This window comes from Shewanella decolorationis S12, assembly GCF_000485795.1.
In the GTDB taxonomy this organism is placed as follows: domain Bacteria; phylum Pseudomonadota; class Gammaproteobacteria; order Enterobacterales; family Shewanellaceae; genus Shewanella; species Shewanella decolorationis.
Window position 1 is genome coordinate 1 of sequence record NZ_AXZL01000058.1, and the last position, 18059, is coordinate 18059.

Sequence of the window (18059 nt, forward strand, 5' to 3'; positions counted from 1 at the left end):
GCCCCATTTGGCCTTAAAATACAAAACGCCCGATGAGGTTCATCAGGCGTTTTAGGTGGAAATAAGTGTCAACTTATTTCAGGACGGGACACTTAAGTCGTGATTTTCTCAGTAAAAACCTTAGCCTAAGTTGACTCGCGCATTGCGGAACATGCGCATCCATGGGCTGTCTTCACCCCAGTTATCTGGATGCCAAGAATTCGCAACCGTTCTAAATACACGCTCAGGATGAGGCATCATCAGAGTCACACGGCCATCGGTAGTACAAATACCGGTTAAACCGTTTGGCGAACCGTTCGGGTTTTGTGGGTATTGGGTGGCAATTTCACCTTTACCATTCACAAAACGCAGCGCGATGGTGCCAGAGGCCTCAGCTAACGCGAGCGCCTGCGCGCTGGCAAACTCTGCATGTCCTTCGCCGTGGGACACGGCGATAGGCATACGTGAGCCAGCCATACCTTGGAAGAACAGTGATGGACTTTGCTGCACTTCAACTAAGCTGAAACGCGCTTCAAAACGCTCAGAGCGGTTACGCACGAAACGTGGCCAGTGCTCACTACCAGGGATGATTTCCTTCAGGTTAGACAGCATTTGGCAACCGTTACACACACCAAGAGCAAAGCTTGAGTCACGTTCGAAGAAACGTGAGAACTCATCGCGAGCACGCTCGTTGAACAGGATAGACTTAGCCCAACCTTCACCCGCACCTAATACGTCACCGTAGGAGAAGCCACCACAGGCCACCAGGCCTTGGAACTCTTCGAGGCTAATGCGGCCCGACAGAATGTCTGACATATGCACGTCGCGGCTCTCAAAACCTGCGCGATCGAATGCTGCGGCCATCTCCACATGGGAGTTAACACCCTGCTCACGCAGAATCGCCATCTTAGGTGCAGCACCTTTGAGGATGTACGGCGCAGCAACGTCTTCATTTGGATCGAAGCTTAAGTTAACCGTTAAACCTAAGTCGGTTTCATCCTGCTTAAGCTTAAATTCTTCTAATGCACAGGCTGGGTTATCACGCAGCGCTTGCATGCGGTAAGTGGTTTCAGACCAGATAGTACGCAGTGCAACACGCGTCTCGCTGAACACTTCACGCGCACCATCTTTAATGGTGATGCGTTGGTCATTCGCTAAAGAGCCAATCATATGGCAAGGCACGCCTGCTTGGGCGAATTGCGCTGTGATAAGCTCGACATCCGCGCGGCTCACTTGCAGTACGCCACCGAGTTCTTCATTGAATAGACGTTCAACGTCAGTACCTTGCAGTGCACTTAAGTCAATAGACAGACCCGTGTTACCGGCAAAGGCCATTTCCACTAAGGTGGTGAATAAACCACCGTCACTGCGGTCGTGGTATGCAATAACCGACTTCTTCGCCACCAGTTTTTGCATGGTTTCGAAGAAACCACGTAACAGTGCTGCATCGTCTAAGTCCGGTGCGATATCACCTAACTCACCGTAAACCTGTGCCAAACAAGAACCGCCTAAACGGTTTTTGCCAGCACCTAAGTCGACTAATAACAGCGAGGTTTCGCCTTTATCACTGCGAAGCTCAGGCGTTACCGTGTTACGGATATCCTGCACCACACCAAAGGCAGAAATGACTAGCGACATAGGTGCCGTGACGGTTTTGCTTACACCATCTTGCTGCCATGCGGTTTTCATCGACATGGAATCTTTACCGACAGGAATGGTCAGGCTCAGCTCAGGACACAGCTCTTCACCCACGGCCTTAACCGCTTCATAAAGACCCGCATCTTCGCCAGGGTGACCCGCGGCAGACATCCAGTTAGCCGATAGTTTGATACGTTTGAACGAACCAATATCCGCACCTGCGATGTTCATAATCGATTCGGCAACCGCCATACGGGCAGAGGCACCAAAATCGAGCAGAGCTAGCGGCGTACGTTCACCCATAGACATGGCTTCACCGGCATAGGTATCAAAACTTGCCGCCGTTACCGCGCAATCTGCGACGGGTACTTGCCATGGGCCAACCATTTGGTCACGGTTCACTAGACCCGTTACCGTGCGGTCACCAATGGTGATCAGGAAGGTTTTGTCCGCCACGGTTGGCAGACTAAGAATGCGTTTAACCGCTTCTTTCACATCGATCTTGCTTTGCTCAAGTGCAGGAGAAACAGCCTTTTTAGACACCACATTACGGCTCATCTTAGGTGCTTTACCTAATAACACCTCAAGTGGTAAATCGATAGGATTGTTATCGAAATGGCTGTCGGCTAGGGTTAAATGCTGCTCTTGCGTCGCCTCGCCCACTACCGCAAACGGTGCGCGCTCACGCTCACAAATCGCCGTAAATAAAGGCAGGTCTTCGGCCGCAACCGAAAGCACATAACGCTCTTGCGATTCGTTACACCAGATCTCCAGCGGGCTCATGCCCGGCTCGTCCGATGGCACGTTGCGCAGATTGAAGATACCACCACGGCCGCCATCGTTCACTAACTCTGGGAAAGCGTTAGATAAACCACCCGCGCCCACGTCGTGGATAAATTGGATTGGGTTTTTATCGCCTAATTGCCAGCAGCGGTCGATCACTTCCTGACAGCGACGCTCCATTTCTGGGTTTTCACGCTGAACCGACGCAAAGTCTAAATCTTCGCTCGATTGACCAGACGCCATCGAAGAGGCAGCGCCGCCGCCAAGACCGATGTTCATCGCAGGGCCGCCGAGTACGATCAGCTTAGCACCGACGGTGATTTCGCCTTTTTGGACGTGCTCTTCGCGAATGTTACCTAAACCACCTGCTAACATGATCGGCTTGTGATAACCACGGACTTCTACACCGTTGTGGCTAGAGACTTCTTGCTCATAGGTACGGAAGTAACCTAACAGGGCTGGACGACCAAACTCGTTGTTAAACGCCGCGCCGCCAAGTGGGCCTTCGGTCATAATGTCCAGCGCGCTGACGATACGCTCAGGCTTACCGTAGTTGCCTTCCCAAGGTTGTACAAAACCTGGGATTTTTAAATTCGATACGCTAAAACCAGTTAAACCCGCTTTAGGTTTAGAGCCACGACCGGTTGCACCTTCGTCGCGGATCTCACCACCCGAACCTGTCGCCGCACCTGGGTATGGGCTGATTGCCGTAGGATGGTTGTGGGTTTCCACTTTCATCAGCACGTGCATCGGCTCAGTGTGATAGCTGTAAACACCGTTTGGATCGGGGAAGAAACGTCCCGCAACCGAACCTTCCATCACTGCGGCGTTATCTTTATAGGCAGATAACACGTGGTCTGGTGTGGTTTCAAAGGTGTTTTTAATCATCTTGAACAGAGACTTAGGCTGCGCCTGCCCATCAATTGTCCAATCTGCGTTAAAAATCTTGTGACGGCAGTGCTCAGAGTTAGCTTGAGCAAACATCATCAGTTCAATATCGTTTGGATTGCGGTTCAAACGCACAAAGTTTTCGACTAAATAATCGATTTCATCTTCGGCGAGCGCCAGACCCATTTCGACGTTAGCCACTTCAAGGGCACGGCGACCTTCAGCCAACACGTTCACACTCTTGAAAGGCGCAGGTTCAGTGCGCTTAAACAGCACATCAGCCTTAACAAAATCGTCCAGTACCACTTCAACCATACGGTCATGCAATAACCCTTTAAGGGTTTGTTGCTGCTCGACAGTCAAAGTGTCTGACTCCACATAATAGGCAACACCACGCTCTAAGCGCTTCACTTTACCTAAGCCACAATTGTGGGCGATATCAGTGGCTTTAGAAGACCATGGAGAAATTGTGCCGGGGCGGGGAGTAACAAACAGGAGTGAACCATGGGGGGTATGGGCTTCGATAGCAGGTCCATAGGTGAGAATTTTTTCAAGTTGCTCGCGCTCATTGGTCTCAAGCAACTCGCTCAAATCCGCTAAATGAACATACTCAGCATAGATTTGGCGTACCGGAAGCGCAGCGTTTACGCAGGCCTCCATTAGCTTTTGCACTCTAAACGTCGAGAGTGCTGGGGCTCCGCGGATGATCTCCATCACGTCAATTCACCTTATATTTATAATTGCAGGGGTCAGAGATGGCGCTATTATAAGGAAATGTCTGTCACAAATCACCTGTGACCTTACGTAAAACAGTGTTTCCTATTAAGATAAAAAGCGGTCCTTTTCCCCTCCTTCGTATTCCATGCGGTACGATTTTTTTAACGCAATTGGCGACAAACGGATATAATCACAGCAATGTCAGCCAGTTTATCCTTGTTACCTCACTGACCTTCTACTGTTCATCATTTTGATTTTATTTAATAAAGTGTGTTTAATGACTCGATTTCTGTTCGCGATTATCTTAGGTTTCTTACTGACGGCTTGTCAGCAAGTGACCGTGGAAGAAACAGAATATGTCCCCCATAAACTCACCGAATTAAGGGTCGGCACCCTTTATGGGCCGCAAATTTATATGACCTCGGGCCAAGGCAACAGTGGCTTCGATTATGATATGGCGGTGCTCTTTGCCGAGTATCTCGATGTGCCCTTAAAAATGGTGCCTTATACCAACCGCGCCGAACTCTATGATGCACTGAAAAAAAACGAGATTGATATCATTGCTGCGGGGATGACAGAAACTCCAGCGCGGCGCGAACAATTCCGTTTAGGCCCGCCGCTGTATCGCGTCAATCAAGTACTGGTTTACCGTGAAGGCATGCCAACACCCAAAGATATCACTGACTTAAAAGGTAAAATTACCGTAATTGCCGACTCTTCGTTTGTGGAAACCTTGACGCAATTACAGAAACGCCATCCGACGCTAGTGTGGGATCAAGTCACAGATAAAGACAGCGAAGAGCTGCTGGCGATGATCGCCAACAAGGAAATCGACTACACCATCGCCGACTCGAGCAGCGTGCAGATTAACCGCCGTTACTTACCGGATCTGCGTTCAGGGCTCGTGCTAGAAGAAAAGCTCGATGTGGTTTGGTTGCTGCCACCCACGCACAGTGACGGTTTGATGAGTCAGTTATTGGCGTTTTGGCACCAAGAAAAACTTGCCGGCACACTCGATCACTTAAACGAAAAGTACTTTGGCCACGTTAAGCGTTTCGACTATATCGATACCCGTGCCTTCCTGCGCGCCATCGAAACCGTGCTGCCGCGTTATCGTCAGCTATTCGAAACCCACGCCGGTGACTTAGATTGGCGTAAATTGGCGGCAACCAGTTATCAAGAGTCACATTGGAATCCTAATGCCCGCTCACCCACTGGAGTGCGCGGCATGATGATGTTGACACAACCGACCGCCAAAGAAATTGGCATTACAAATCGCCTCGATGCGGAAGAAAGTATTCGCGGCGGCGCCGCTTATTTACGGGATATGATCAACCGTCTGCCCGAGTCTATCCCCGAGAGTCAACGCATGTGGTTTGCGCTGGCCTCTTACAATATCGGTTATGCCCATGTGGAAGACGCTCGTAAACTCGCTGAGTCCATGGAGCTTAATCCCAACGCCTGGCGGGATCTTAAAAAGGTATTGCCACTGCTACAAAAGCGTAAATATTACCAAAAGACGCGCTACGGCTATGCCCGTGGTAGCGAAGCCGTGCATTACGTCGACAGCATTCGCCGTTATTACGACACCTTAGTCTGGGTCGATAATCAATCTAAACAGCAAAATAGCGATGAGGAAGAGCCGAGCGATCTCGCCTCGGAAGATGGCCCAGCGCCAGTGCCTGGCACACTTAGCCCAGATAAGCCGAAATAGCCCTAACCGCTTCCCCCTCAATAACTTGACTTGCGCCGCAGCCTTGCTTTTTTGCGACCATCACACCACGATTTTAATCTTAGATTAAGTGATTACAGGCTAAAGTGAGCTCGCTTTGGGCTAAAAACGCTGCTTTATAGAGCAGATGCATCGAGGGGGATTGTCGCCCGAGATCTCTGCTGATACTGTCATAGTGACAGGTCGATATAATAATTATTGCGTGTTAACCCATAGCTGTTAACTAAAGCAACATAACCAAGACAATAACAAGATTGAAAACGGGGTCTATATGAGAAGAAAAACCATCAATAACAATGCATCACGCCGCCGCACCTTACTGAAAATTCGTCATCGTCGGGTGCTAAATCGTCACAAACTGTTTTTTACGTTTATCCAATCCCAAGACTAACGCTAAAGCGAGTCCATAAACTCCTCTAGGATAGCGTTCCTTGCTGCGCCTTTTGAGCCTGTTTTAAAGCCTTCTTCTCCTCCCTGCGACGCTTGAAAAAGCGGCTCAATTGGTCAGCACATTCCTGCGCTAACACCCCAGATGTCACCTCAACTTGATGATTAAAAGCAGGATGTTGCAAGAGGTTAAGCACGGTTCCCGCTGCGCCAGTCTTCTCATCTTTTGCACCAAAGACCACGCGGGCAATCCGGCTATGCACCATAGCTCCGGCGCACATTGCACAAGGTTCGAGGGTAACGTAAAGAGTGGTATCAAGGAGGCGATAGTTTTCAATCGTTTGCCCCGCTGCTCGTAAACACTGAATTTCAGCATGGGCGCAGGGGTCGTGCTCACTGATAGACAAGTTATATCCGGCCGCGATTTGCTGACCATCTTTGACTAAAACCGCCCCCACTGGTACTTCACCCGCAGCCTCAGCCTTTTCAGCCATAGTCATCGCGACACGCATCCAATGTTCATCGACTCGAGCTTGTTCAAGACTAGCTTGCTCGAGACAAGGTTGCTCGCCAGCTAGCACATCAGCACTCACTTCATCACAACCAAGTTCATCAGAGCTATTTGTTTTCGCATGCAAGGTTTTGGGGTCCAGTTTTATCTGCTCCACTTAAGGATTCTCTTTAATCAACAATTTGGGCAATTATACCCATAACCAATAAAAAAGGCGCACTTGGCGCCTTTCGTTAATGCATGTCATCAAGATAAAGAATTTTTCCTTCTCGACTATCAATAGAACAACAAATAAATTATAAAACAATACCTTGAAGAAAAACTCCATCAAAAAACATGAAAAATTCCATGAATCGTAAAAACGCTCAAAATGTCGGATTAGCCTCTTCAGATAGCCGACTCACCCGCATTATCATCACAAACATCCAACTCAACTAGGATGCCTCGGGCGGCTTTTACAAAGCATCTTTCGCCAAGAGCTACATGTTGAGACGCCCCAGACACGCTAAACACCATTTCAGTGTTCACGACAGCAGCAGTCACAGTATTTCCTACAAGGTGTTCGACTCGCCTGCGGGCTAAAACCTTTTGTTTGTCACCACCACACCGGTGCACTTAGATCCGCTCGCCATTCGTGCGAGTATCGAACGGCTGATTGCACTTGAACCCAACTTTATGTACCTAACCCACCACGGGCCGATGCAGTCGACGGCCGCGAATGTCCGGCTCTTACTGGCATAACTGGATTCCTTTGTCGCCATCGCCATACAACACGACGGCCCGTTTGAAGGTCGTTACCAGTACATTGCAGCAGCCATGGTCGAGTGGCTGACAGCACAACTGGCAACCATCAACCTGGTGGCAGACCTGCAACAAGCCCGCGCCTGGCTGGCAACGATGCCGACTTCAACACCCAGGGCTGAAAGTCAAGCTAGACAAATCCAAGTGACTCTAAATCTATTAAAGTCCCGAAAAAGCCGCTGTCTGGGTAACCAAGAACTCTGATAGCAGCATTTTCATCAATAATTACTTCGACCTCGTTAGCGTCTTCTGGCGGCTCTAGAGGAATTCTGCCCCCCGCTAGGTAAATTAATTCCTGATTTGACGAGCCCCTCCAACGAAGATTCGTATTCCTTAAAGAATAAGAGTAGCGACCGGTTATCATCAAGTCACAATGTTCTCTGAGCAATGCCCAATCATTGCGCTTTACTAGCTCACTATATGTAAAACCGGTATATAAAACCGTCGAACAGCCCGAGGAGCGCCTAAAAGAACTTAATAACCAACGTGCGTTTTGTGCCTGTTGTAGAGGCTCACCTCCAAGTAGGGTTATGCCATCAATATCTCTATATTGGAGAATTTCATCCAATAATTGCTCCCGATGTATCAATTGTTCAGGCTCAAATGACCACATCTGCTGATTCCAGCATCCTTTACAAGCTAACGAACAACCCTGAAGCCAAATAACGTAACGTTTGCCAGGGCCATATATATGGCTTTCTGGTTCAATATGCGCAACGTTAAAGTACTCACCATAGTCCTGTCGCATAGCTACACCATACGGGTCAGTACCAACTGAATCTGGCCTTTGCTGTTGGTAGTTTCCTTAACTGAATAACCCTGGGCTTTGGCCTTGGCAATGGCTTGCTGGCGAGTAGTTTCAACCCTCGCTTTACGTTCTTCCTCAAGGCGGATTCGTTCCTGCTCAGCCAGTTTTTCCAGATACATTCCATAAGCAGATTCGTAAGCACCACTCACATCAGTCAGAAATCTGGAAACCTTGATATAACCCTTTTCTGAAAAGCGATCGACGGTACGACCTGCATACTCATCTGAATCATGCATCATTACCCAACGATCTAGCTCAAACCGAAATAGCTGGCGACCGTTGTAATCACTACGATTCGTTAGAATATCCCCAATCTGAAGTCGATTGCGCTGAACAAGATCAACATCACTTGAACTGACTCTTCGTGGTTCAGCCCCAACCGCTGTCAGAGCCTCCATCAGCACTTCTTCAATCACAAATGGCGTAGCGGTTTTGATTACAGCACTCATCAGGATTTCCCCCTGAGCGACTGAACCCGAGCCGTTTGCAGGGTCTGCTGCTGATGATATTCATCGGTCTTCTTGACGCAGCTGACGACACCTTCCAGATTGAGTAATTCATCCAGCGCCTCCAGACAGCTTTCGCCCTTGAAGCCGCTGGTTGTAGCGGTAATAGCCCCGTCATCATCAATCGTAAGCGTGATTTTTTGTTCAGGCATTAGCTGACTCCTTGTCGCATACGATTTTTGCATTCAAACGTTCAGCATCCAGTTGGGCCCGATCAATATGATCGTCATCGAATATCACCAGATAACGATCCTGTTGATGTGTGCGCAGTTCTGTTCCTTCTGCAGGCAGCTCCTCTGCTGGCCATTGGAATTGGTTTTCAGCAGCTGTATTACCTTTCAGACCGAGCTGTTTGGCAAAGGCATCGAATGCTTGTTTCTGCTGATACACAAACGATGAACCGTGTTCATTCAGTGCCTTTTCTGCTCGCTCCTGTTCCGCTCTGCTGTTATCCAGCGCTTTTTGAGCCTCCTGGATATCACGCTCGATTTTCTTCACGCCTTGTTCATGATCAGCTAAGCAGCGCTCAAAAGCGCTGTAATGCTTTTTCCAAAGTTTCTCTTTAATGGATGTTTTCCAATTGTTAGCCTGACCCACATCCATCGACTGCAGAGCTTCTCGTCTGGCTTTTATACAGGCCTGGCGAGCCTGTTGTGTTAATTCTTCACGTCTGGATTTGGCTTGTTGAATAGCCTCCTGTCGAGCCTGCTTTTCCGGCTCATCAGCATCTTTTGGTGCTGCCTGAGGAATCTCTGGCAGAGTTTCTGCAAGAAATTGCTCCGGCTGAATACCGTTGATTTCGGTGTCATTCAGCTGCTGTTCCGTCAGGTTTTCGGTAGCGAAAATCCAGCTAGATCTGAATGATCGCTCAACCAGAGAAATGGCCTCTGTCTTATTCTTTTCCAACTGGCCAAGAGCAAACGACTTCTGTTTAAACAGCTCGTTCGCCTTCGACTGATCGGCTTTCAGCCTGTCACGCTGCAGTTCCCAGCGTTGGTTTTGCTCGGCTTTATCCAACTCCTGATCAGTGTCGGAGCCACGCTTGCGAATTTTATCCTGCAAGGATTCTAATTGCTGGCGATGCAGCTCTCGCTCTGCCGGTGTAGCCTTCGTGACCGACCAATTCTTAAGGGTGTCTATTTCCAGGTTCAGGGATTTCACCGATTGTCCCTGCCCGAGTAAGAACCCCTTGATAAAGCCTCTTAACTTGTCAGCGATACTTGCTTGCTGTTGGTCGATTTTGGACTGGGCATTAGTGAGCACATCAAGGCGTTGCTGCCAATCTTTTTCTGCATTTTCCCAGGCCTGATATAAGGCATCCGGCTTTGCAAACTCAGGGCAGTAAGGCGGGTGTACCACCACGTTATAATCAATAAAGTGGGCCAGCTGGCTGCGTTGCCAGCCCGTCCCCCCTGATGCCAGCTGCTCGGCATCATCATTCAGGAAGCTGTCGATACTCTGGGTGCTGATATCCTCAAGCTCGATTTCACGAACATTTTCAACCACACATTCCGAGCCCGGTTGGTCGGCGAAACGAAGTCGCTGCTGATCTGAACATTCGCTAATCAAAGTGTTGTCTTGATACTGCCATGCAGCCTCTTCAAAGGCCTGTTCGTAGGCTTGTACAAGCTTTTTGCTTTGCTGAGGAGATAGCTTTAAGCACCAGTTGGCAACAGCAAAGTCTGTTTCATCTGGCAATAACCAGTTGCCATCACCAGACAACAAAAGAGACGGAATTTGATTATCGGTAAGCGCTACACCAACACGAGCCTGTCTTGCTATTTCATTGGAATGAGTCCCCAGCAGCAAACGCCAGCTCTTACCGGAAGCTCTAAAGCTAGAATGAGTAGCAGCTTGCAGATGCTCCAGCGTATCGCTCAGGCAATCGTGTAAGGTGCTGCATAGCTGATGAGAGTGGTTAGTAACGACGGCGCCATCCGGGTGCTGAACGCTGGATTGTTGCTGGTTCTGTTGGAGGTATTCCTCATTGCTATTTTCCCAGAACAGTTTGCAGAAGCTGCGGAAGCTGTCATCGATCTGTTGCGGCTCCAGCTGGATTCCCCAAGCAGGTTGAACAGCAGATACCAAAGGCTGACCAGACATCAATAGCCACCCTTGAGCCTGAGTGGTGGTGTGATCCACCAGCATCAGAGCACCTTGCTGGCTCACACCCGAGCGAATGAGGCAGCGGCCAGACAACACGTCAATCGCCACCTTGTTGGCGTTTTTCTCGCCCAACAGCAGATAAATACGAATGCCTTTTTCTGCCTGCTCTTTGATGGCCTGAATCAGCGATTCGTCTTTCAGTTGCTCACAGGCAATCAGCAGGGTCAGACGAGCCATGGAGATAATCCGGCTGAGAAACTCACTATTCAGTATCGGCAAAGCGCTACTGAAGTCTGCATCAGACGCCTGCTTGCTGAATAAAGCCGGTAAATGCTCGTTCTGGTAATCGATTCGAAATTGTTCCTGACGAGGTACGATCCGTGTCATCAGAGAGCCTCCACTGCGGTTTTATTGATCTGGTCTTGCAAGTATCGAGGCAGAGTTGCCACCTCTTTCGGAGTGAAGGTCGGTGAGCCATCAACAATGAATTTCCCACTATTCTCGCGAATAAAATCCAGCCCGCTGCTGCATTCCCAGCACCAGGTATGCTCCGTACCGACCAGAATCCAGTAGCGACCGTGGTTATCATTTTGCTTGTGCAGGATGTCGCGTGACCAGTTTGCTGGCAGTTCTGCTTCTTTTCCATGTTGCCTATCCAGCGTCAACAGCAAGCCTTCGGCATCAGAAAAATAAGCAGCCACATAACTCAGGTTGCGGCTCTGACGTGAGGTATGTACATAACGATCTGAATAGATGATGTGTTTAATGTATTCGCCTCCTGACAACTGTTTCAGCAGGTCCTCGAGAGCCAATGGATCACCGTTTACCAGACTGATCGGCATGCGTAGCTTACGGCTTCTGGACGGAGTCAGATCGGCCATCGCCGCAATATGCCAATACGCCAGTGGCTGACTTTCGCGAGATAGCTCTGACAACAATGGCTGCTGTTCTTTAAATGGCAGTTCAAAATCATGTAAGGCGATATGATCCAGCCATTCGGCCTGCTGTTTACGGGCCTCTGCCGATGAGTGGTATTTTCGGCGGTAGAAGTCTTCAAGCCAGAAACGCTGCCATTTCTCAGCATCGGATTGGTTAAGTGGCTGAATGGGAATGTGTTTGGCCTGAACCGACTGAAACTCACCCATATCGGTTGTCAGACCTGAGCGATTAAAACTGCCGATCTGAAATTTCTGCACTGCTGATGGATAACGCTGAATCGACTCCAGCGAACTCTGCAAGCGACGGTCTTTAGGCAGCCAGTGGCCGTCGAATTCTCCAGCGATAGCCGCCATGATATCGTTCAGGCGATCACCAAAATCATTAATGGAGAGTTCCAACTTTTCAGGGCGTAAGCTGGCTTTATTCTGATTGAATTGCAACATATCCAGCTGGCCTGTCAGGCTGAGCTGCGATGTTGACAAGCCGAGTCTCCATTCAAGATGAACCTCTGCTGACTTCTCGGGCGAGCAAATCACTTCCGGCTCAAGCGAGACAATCTGTAAACTTATATTTTTCAGTTCCGTCTTGTTGCGATCGACAAAGGATTCCTCTAGAACGCTCAATTGTAACGAGTCATCTACTCGGAATTTTGATCGAGCCGCGTCAGATCCTTTTTTCCAGCTTTGCATATTGGGTTCAAAGAACGCTGTATCCCTCTGAATAAACGTCGGACGATACCCCAAAAGCGGGTCGTTTTCTGTGTACCAGATATGGTAAAGACCACGCTCTTTAGCTTCGAACAGGCCACTATCAATGACTTGCTGACCCTTATCTGTAATGCCTGATTCATTCCACAGCGTTTCCTGTTTGAGATACTGCTTAAGTCGAGGCGGCATATCGGCCGGATTGTTTTGCATACTCTTTAACAAGGACACCAGATCGGGGCGTTCCCGTAAAAACGTAACCCTTGCGATGATGGGATAACGTTTCAACTGAACGGTTCTGCTGAGCGTTAAGGCCAGCGAGCCATCAGCCTGTTTCTTATCGCCACTGAATTGATTAGCAGCATCTGCTGGAGCATTCACTTTACGTTCCGCTAACGGCTTCATTCTGTTGTTTTTATTGCCACTCATTAATGAGATGTCCCTTTCTTACCTGCAGGATGATGAGACGGTTTTTGGCTGTTTTCAGTCACAACATTGCAGGATTCTGCGAGTTTTTTTAATTCCAGAGTACGAGACTGCTGAGAGAAATATTCATGATGCCCAACAATCACTAACTGATAGCGGGCACGGGTAATGGAGACGTTAAGGCGGTTAGGTGAGTCCATAAAGCCATCACGATGGGTATTCACCATCGACAGAAACACCACATCTGCTTCCTGGCCCTGGAAGTAGTCCACTGTCGCCAACTTGATCGATATACCTTTGAAATTAAACCTTGCATAACGATTGGCATTACCCGGCAGCTTTTGTAGGGCTTCCCGCAAGGCTTTTTCCTGACCCTTGTAGAAGGTCAAAATCGCAACGTCGAATGTTTCGCCTTTTTTGTTTTTGCTTTTTCCTGCAGCCCAATCACAAAACGCATCAAGTTCACTAATCAGAGCCAGAGTTTCTTGCTTGTTGCTATTGCCCCGCAAGGTTATTCCGCGAGCATCCAGCCAGATATTACGAGACTTATACCTTGTGTATTGCCATGCTCGGTCAGAAGCCGTTTTACCGCCATCCTTCAAAACACCTTGTGGGTAAAATTGCTGTCGAGGGAATGCTGAAATATCCGGGTGCATTCGATGCTGATAGGTCAGCGTCGTATAACGTTGGAACTTCTCAGAAGCATCAAACCCCTGATTCAAGGTCGTTGGATCATCATTCTTGCGTTTGACCAGACCATCCCCCGATAGGGCCTCCAGAATCGACGGGAAAGCAATATTCTTGAGTACATGAATTCGGCCATCAGCTGATACTGACTTGGGGAAAAGCCGTTCCAGTGTGTCCTCCAGATAGCCGGTTTTCTTCTTCTGGTTGGCGGATAGCCGCAGCCAGTACTCGCGCTCCAGACGCCAACACACCTCTTCCGACCATTTGGTGCTGTCGAACCGGTCGAGTAGTTCCTTATGAACCTGCACTGTATCCGTGTAATCAGAGGTTTTAACTTTGAACGACTTACAGCCAGTTCCCGAAACCCTATGGCGCGCTGCTTGGGAGGTGTGGCGCCAATCGGGATGCAGAATCAACATATCGTCAGGAATCCATTGGGCAATCTCGCCCAGGCAACCTTCTTCGACGAAACAAAGATTGTGACGATACAGTTGATCCGGCTTCTGCTGGATCTGTTTCAGCCCAAGCTGATGGCCATCGGTATAACGTCCCTCTCTTGCCATTACGATCAGCAAGTTATCCAGGCCCTTGGCAAGTTTTGGCAGTGAAGTGCGTGTTCGAATCTCTTCAACCAATGCGTTTGCAACGTCAGGTGTAACAGGCACCAGCATTGGCTGTGAATACGGAGATTGATGATTGCCTCGCAGCTCTTCCAAAATAAAACAGGCTTGCTGGACTGCTGCAGAAAGGTTCTGACCTGGTGTTTTGCCTTTGGGCGGAACCAGCATCAGATTATCGAGGTTGGCAACAATTTGCTCACGATCAGTGAACGGTGATAGCTGACGCACGTCGCCTACCAATACCCAGCGTTTGGCAAAACGCGCAGGCACTAGGAATTCCTGAAAGGTGGTTTTACTGCACTCGTCGATGATCATCACATCAAACGGCGGTTCGCCGGTATCCAGTGACACCTCGCGATTATTGAACAGTCTCAGGATACCTATGGTGGTGCCACAAACAAGATTGGAAGAATCCACCATTAACTGCTTGCTGAGTTGATCACACCCTTGGATTTTCTGAAGACCGCTGAGCAGATTATCGAACTGGTATTCTTCAACTCCGATGGCGTTGTTTTCATCCCCGATGCGCAGCGGAAATATCTGTGCTGACAGCGCTGGGTTTTCCTTGATGCGTTCCAGCACGTTGTTGATGGCGGCATGGGTTGAGGCCGATAACAGAACGCGTTTACCCTGCAACACCAGCTGCATGATCAGTTCAAGAATAGTGGTGGTTTTCCCCGTACCTGGAGGGCCATCCAGAATCGTGAAATCTTCGTTCGCCAAGGCTTTGGTAACAAACTCGCGCTGACGATCACAGCCATCGAAATTCGGGTCTGTCAGTACTTTCCACTCGGATTCAACGATTCGTACAGGCGGGATGTCTGGCCAACGTGTTTGCTCACGCTTTTGCAACATCTGAATCAAAGGCCAATGACCACCCGATGGTCGGCTCATCAGTTGATTGATGGCATCCTTCTGACGTTTGAGCTGGCTGGTATCCACGCTCACGCGGATCTCGCAGGACTTCCCTTGTTGGGATGGATACTCGCTATTCCAGTTTTTCTTACCTTTGATATTTCTGGCCAGCAGGATCTGGCGTTCATCCTGACGAGCCTTGAGTACGCGGAAGCCATCATCAAATTTGCCTTGAGTAGAGTCGAGGATTTTAATGTTCTGGTTATCGTCAAAGAAATAGTCCAGGTCGGATTTACCAGTATCCTCGCCACCTTCTTTTTCGATCAACTGAATCCACTTTTCTTCGACTTTGGCAGGCTCCAGTTGCCAGAGAAGAGCTGGAAATGCGGAGCAGGTAAGAGAATCTGAATCCTTGAATTTCTCGTTAGCCCGGCTTTCCAGTATCAGGCTTTGCGCTTGCTTGTTGCCTTCTACACGTAGCTCCCAGTGATCACTTTGCAGGGATTGCCCCTGACTTTGAAAGTGACCACAACTCAGCCCAGCCAGTTGCTTCTCTGTAATGTCGTCCAGCTTATGGCCATCCAGCCGTGGACGCGCCTCTGAAAACAGCAGCCAACCATTGCCATTGGATTTGGCTTGCCATTGTTTAAGGCGGGTTTCGTCCAGTCCTTTAATCAAGGTGAAAGGCGTATCTTGCCCACCAATAGACAGTTTACTGCTGGCTTTTACATGGCCTTGCAGAGTCAGACGAGCACCCGTCTGTTTCGTAACCTTGCATGGCTGGCCGTCGATATAAACCGACTCTAACTGGTCAAGCTGAACAGCTAATGGACGCAGTGCCAGCTGATAACCGCTCCATGAAATCGGATCGTCATCCAACTCAAGGTTGGGTAAATACAGTTGGTAAGCTGAAGCGATATATCCACCATCAGATATCTCTGTCTCCCGCCGACCTTTACCTTTACCTTGCTGGATCGGATCTTTTTCATCCGGGTCAAAATCAGCATCAGGTAACTCACCATCAACAGTAAGAATCTCAAACCAGCCTTCCTTGCCGACGAAAACATCTATTTCGCTCACTGGCAACAGTTGCCAGATACGTTTGTCAGGCTTGAGCTGATACCGTTTACTGGCAACAGGCTTCCATACACAGCTGACTTCCTTGTTCTCCAGTGCCTTGATGCTGTTATTCAGGTAATGCATAAACGGCATCAGGACACTGTTGGTCTGGCTGGCTAGTGTGTCTGCCGTGAAACCTTGTTGTTCAAGGGCAGTAAAAAACGGGTTTTCCATAACAAGCTATCCAGATCATTATTTCACGAAAGGATTTTCGCCTTCCTGTTTGAGACGGGGCTTTTTACTATTGGAAAGCTCCAGAGCTTCTGGCTCGGCAGAGCTTGCAGGCACTGCGCGCCCCTTGGCCCATGCGCGAGTGTCATTAATCATTTCTGCCATGGTTAAAGACAGTGGTGAAGTGGCCTTAATGGCCTTAAGGATATCGTCCTTGTTTAACTGGTGCCCTTCGTCAAAGGCCAGAAACATGGCTTCCTTGACGGCTTCTTCCAGTTCAGCGCCGGTAAAGCCTTTGCTGACAATCGCCAACTCATCCAATTCGTCTTGAGTAAAATCATCCAGGCGATTTCGGCGTTTCAGGTGAATAGAGATAATGTCTTTGCGATCTTGCTGCGCCGGTAGATCAACAAAGAAAATTTCGTCGACCCGGCCTTTCCGCAGTAACTCAGGCGGCAATTGTGCAATATGGTTGGCAGTCGCAACCACAAACACCGGTTTTTCCTTTTCCTGCATCCAGGTCAGAAAAGTCCCTAGTACCCGCGAGGTGGTTCCACCATCGGTTGCACCAGAACTTTGCAGGCCCGACAGGCCTTTTTCGATTTCATCGACCCAGAGAATGCTGGGTGCCAGCGCTTCGGCAGTTTGTAGTGCAGAACGGATGTTTGCCTCAGACTGACCCACAATACCGCCGTAGATTTTACCCATATCCAGACGCAATAAAGGCAGCTGCCAGGCATTCGCCACTGCTTTGGCGGCCAGGCTCTTGCCTGTGCCCGGCAAACCGAGCAACAACACCCCTCTGGGAGTTTCCAGGCCAAAATCACGGGCGTCTTTGGTGAACGACTGACGACGGCGATTCAGCCAGGATTTGAGGTTATCGAGGCCGCCGATATCGTCGAGTGTGGCTTTCGGATGAAAGTATTCCAGATGTCCGCTCTTGCGAATCACCTGCTCTTTTTCTTTAACTATAAAAGGGATTTCAGATTCGGTGAGACGTCTGAACTGACAAGCGGCTTTTGAGAAAGCTAATTGGGCTTCGCTGGTTGATAAACCAAGTGCGGACTCAATCAGAGCGGATGACTCTTGATAGTCCCTGTCGCCCAGTTCATATCGCTGCTTGGCCTGTCGCATCAGAGTTTTGAGGTCATCGGTATCCGGTAATGGCATTTCCATCACCTGTACCTCTTTCTCCAATTCTGGAGGCAGTAAAGGAGCAGGCTGGGATAACACAACTGTGACGTTATTGATTTCACGACTAGCAACGGCGATCGCAAATGCACGCAAGCGGCTGATCAGGGTGTGCTCATTCAGGAAATGATGGAAGTCTTCCAGAAGCAGGATGAATTCAGATTGGTCTTGCGAAGATTCAATCAGCCACTCCAAGGCTTCGTGAGGCTGTTCACCTTGGTCCTCGGATTCCCAGGAATTGTCATCGAAATCATATTTCCTCAAGCCTAGGGGCATATTCCATATGTAGAGGTCTCTGTTCAGGTCTGTGGCTGCTTGAATGCAACAGGCGCGAATCCGCAGGGTTTCGTGACTGATGATTTGAATAACCGGTGCCGCTGTTTCCGTATTAAGCTTGAACAAATCCCTAAATGTCACTGTCTAACCTCCATATTGAATTGCCAGTAACTATAACTCATGGCAGCTGTATTTAACCATTAGAAATATCAAGA

Annotated in this window: 11 protein-coding genes; 1 reads left to right on the forward strand and 10 read right to left on the reverse strand. The window is 49.1% G+C overall.

What is annotated here, in order from left to right; translation table 11 throughout:
- Window positions 1-120 precede the first annotated feature (120 nt).
- Window positions 121-4002 (reverse strand): phosphoribosylformylglycinamidine synthase, encoded by a 3882-nt coding sequence (gene purL, locus SHD_RS07040; protein ID WP_039977769.1) that lies wholly within the window; start codon window positions 4000-4002, stop codon window positions 121-123.
- A 280-nt stretch (window positions 4003-4282) separates the two neighbouring features.
- Here purL and mltF point away from each other — a divergent pair, with 280 nt between their 5' ends.
- Complete coding sequence (mltF, locus tag SHD_RS07045; RefSeq protein WP_011716320.1) at window positions 4283-5719, forward strand: membrane-bound lytic murein transglycosylase MltF; 1437 nt, start codon at window positions 4283-4285, stop codon at window positions 5717-5719.
- 434 nt (window positions 5720-6153) lie between these two features.
- Here mltF and tadA read toward each other — a convergent pair whose 3' ends face one another.
- From tadA to SHD_RS07085, 9 genes are all read right to left on the reverse strand, one after another.
- Window positions 6154-6705, reverse strand: coding sequence for a tRNA adenosine(34) deaminase TadA (gene tadA, locus SHD_RS07050; RefSeq protein ID WP_167330620.1), 552 nt, complete (start codon window positions 6703-6705; stop codon window positions 6154-6156).
- A gap of 317 nt (window positions 6706-7022) precedes the next feature.
- Window positions 7023-7178 carry a hypothetical protein gene (locus SHD_RS21950; RefSeq protein ID WP_161629208.1) on the reverse strand — a complete coding sequence of 52 codons (156 nt, stop codon included), beginning with the start codon at window positions 7176-7178 and terminating at the stop codon, window positions 7023-7025.
- A 388-nt stretch (window positions 7179-7566) separates the two neighbouring features.
- On the reverse strand, window positions 7567-8184 hold the full coding sequence (locus SHD_RS07055) for a 4Fe-4S cluster-binding domain-containing protein (RefSeq protein WP_023266469.1): 618 nt from the start codon (window positions 8182-8184) through the stop codon (window positions 7567-7569).
- Window positions 8185-8186: 2 nt separating this feature from the next.
- Window positions 8187-8693: a hypothetical protein gene (locus SHD_RS07060; RefSeq protein WP_023266470.1), complete on the reverse strand. Its 507-nt coding sequence runs from the start codon at window positions 8691-8693 to the stop codon at window positions 8187-8189.
- Window positions 8693-8902 (reverse strand): DUF2997 domain-containing protein, encoded by a 210-nt coding sequence (locus tag SHD_RS07065; protein WP_023266471.1) that lies wholly within the window; start codon window positions 8900-8902, stop codon window positions 8693-8695. Before SHD_RS07065 ends, SHD_RS07060 begins: the two co-directional genes overlap by 1 nt.
- A complete protein-coding gene (locus SHD_RS07070; protein WP_023266472.1) occupies window positions 8895-11243 on the reverse strand; it encodes a coiled-coil domain-containing protein in 2349 nt (782 codons plus the stop codon). The genes SHD_RS07065 and SHD_RS07070 overlap by 8 nt, the downstream gene beginning before the upstream one ends.
- Window positions 11243-12928 carry a hypothetical protein gene (locus SHD_RS07075; protein WP_023266473.1) on the reverse strand — a complete coding sequence of 562 codons (1686 nt, stop codon included), beginning with the start codon at window positions 12926-12928 and terminating at the stop codon, window positions 11243-11245. The genes SHD_RS07070 and SHD_RS07075 overlap by 1 nt, the downstream gene beginning before the upstream one ends.
- A complete protein-coding gene (locus tag SHD_RS07080) occupies window positions 12928-16380 on the reverse strand; it encodes an AAA domain-containing protein (RefSeq protein ID WP_023266474.1) in 3453 nt (1150 codons plus the stop codon). The genes SHD_RS07075 and SHD_RS07080 overlap by 1 nt, the downstream gene beginning before the upstream one ends.
- Window positions 16381-16398: 18 nt before the next feature.
- The gene (locus SHD_RS07085; protein WP_023266475.1) at window positions 16399-17985 is read right to left on the reverse strand and encodes an AAA family ATPase; all 1587 of its coding nucleotides are present in this window, start codon (window positions 17983-17985) and stop codon (window positions 16399-16401) included.
- Window positions 17986-18059: the final 74 nt, after the last annotated feature.

Excerpts from the sequence above, each read along its gene's own strand:
- SHD_RS07080 (WP_023266474.1), bottom strand. The coding sequence starts at position 16,380 with ATGGAAAACCCGTTTTTTACTGCCCTTGAACAACAAGGTTTCACGGCA.
- purL (WP_039977769.1), bottom strand. The coding sequence starts at position 4,002 with ATGGAGATCATCCGCGGAGCCCCAGCACTCTCGACGTTTAGAGTGCAA.
- SHD_RS07060 (WP_023266470.1), bottom strand. The coding sequence starts at position 8,693 with ATGAGTGCTGTAATCAAAACCGCTACGCCATTTGTGATTGAAGAAGTG.
- mltF (WP_011716320.1), top strand. The coding sequence starts at position 4,283 with ATGACTCGATTTCTGTTCGCGATTATCTTAGGTTTCTTACTGACGGCT.
- SHD_RS07055 (WP_023266469.1), bottom strand. The coding sequence starts at position 8,184 with ATGCGACAGGACTATGGTGAGTACTTTAACGTTGCGCATATTGAACCA.
- SHD_RS07070 (WP_023266472.1), bottom strand. The coding sequence starts at position 11,243 with ATGACACGGATCGTACCTCGTCAGGAACAATTTCGAATCGATTACCAG.
- SHD_RS07065 (WP_023266471.1), bottom strand. The coding sequence starts at position 8,902 with ATGCCTGAACAAAAAATCACGCTTACGATTGATGATGACGGGGCTATT.
- SHD_RS07075 (WP_023266473.1), bottom strand. The coding sequence starts at position 12,928 with ATGAGTGGCAATAAAAACAACAGAATGAAGCCGTTAGCGGAACGTAAA.